The sequence below is a fragment of the Tabrizicola sp. genome, from assembly GCF_036781545.1.
In the GTDB taxonomy this organism is placed as follows: Bacteria; Pseudomonadota; Alphaproteobacteria; order Rhodobacterales; family Rhodobacteraceae; genus Tabrizicola.
In genome coordinates this window covers 1-1,251 of sequence record NZ_DAIQAT010000076.1, presented here as the reverse complement: position 1 = coordinate 1,251, position 1,251 = coordinate 1, and the positions used below count along the sequence as shown (strand labels likewise).

General features: G+C 65.1%; 2 protein-coding genes. Both read left to right on the top strand.

What is annotated here, in order from left to right; genetic code table 11:
• Positions 1–660: hypothetical protein (locus V7Q39_RS12375; RefSeq protein ID WP_333816893.1), on the top strand; the 660-nt coding region annotated here is incomplete at its 5' end.
• A partial coding sequence (locus tag V7Q39_RS12370) for a hypothetical protein (RefSeq protein ID WP_333816892.1) occupies positions 660–1,251 on the top strand: 592 nt, incomplete at its 3' end. The genes V7Q39_RS12375 and V7Q39_RS12370, both read left to right, overlap by 1 nt.

The window sequence follows — 1,251 nt, the reverse complement described above, 5'->3', positions numbered from 1 at the left end:
TTCAGCGAGGCAAGTGCGGCGCAGCAGCAGCAGGTCAATGATGCGATGCAGCAGCTCACGCTTGGCGCCCAAGAGCAGGCCGCCGGGGAGCAAAGCCGCCAGTTCGCACTGGACAGCGCGGCGCGGCAAAACTCGATTTCCGAAATCGTGGCGGCGATGGGTGGCAGCTACAACCCGCCCAATGCCAGCGCCAGCGGCAATGCTGCGGGCGTGAACTATTCCGGCCTTGTGGGCCAGCAATACCAGAACGAGCTGGCGCAGTATAATGCCCAGCAGCAGCAGCGTGCCCAGACAGCAGGGACGATTGGCAGCATCGGCGCCGGTCTTCTGATGAAATGCTCGCGCGACTTCAAGAATGTCGGGCCGGAAATCACCGAAGGCGCCGACGGCCCTGTCATTTCGATTGCCGACCTGTCGGATGCGGTGTGCCACATGCCGCTGCATGTCTGGGCCTACCGCCCGGATCACGCCCCGGCTGGCGATGGAGAGGTGACGCATATCGGGCCGATGGCGGAGGATTTCCACCGCCTGACCGGAATTGGTGATGCCAAGACCATTTCCGTCATTGATGCCTTCGGGGTGGTGTTCGGGGCGTTGAAGGACGCTCTGACCCGAGTGGCTGTCCTTGAGCGCCGCATGGGCGGCGAGGCGGTGCATTGATGGCAAAGTTCGGGTTCGGTGCGGGGCAGGGTGCTTCGACGGGGGCGACAACGGGGCAGGGTGCCGGGGGCTTCTTCGGCGCACCCGGGTCGCAGCAGCGGTATGACATGACCATGCAGATGGTCCAGAACGCCATGGCGCAGTCGCAAGGCGCGAACAGCCCGCTTCTGGCCTTCCTTGCCCCCATGGCTGGGGCCGCTATCGGCGCCCGCGCAACCAAGCAGTATGAGGATGCAAGGGCAGCAGAAGCGACGAGCCAGACCGAGGCATTGCTTGGCCCCATCGCGTCGTCTCCCAAGACCCGCGCCGCGCTGGACGTGTTGAACGACCCCGACGCCCCGGATTACCTCAAAAGCATTGCCGCGACGATGGTGAAAGGCGCCGCTCCAAAGGCTTCCTCCGGTCGCAGTAGAGGTTCGCGCCGCTCCACCCCGGCAGCGGCGAAAACCCGCATCTATGGCGAATACGAGGTGGACGGCCTGCTCTATGGCCGTGACGCCTATGGCCAGCTCGTCCCGCTGCGCGATGCGAACGGCAATCCTATTCCGGCCAAGGGAAAGAAGGCCGCTGCGCCAGCGCCAGCCGCCCCGC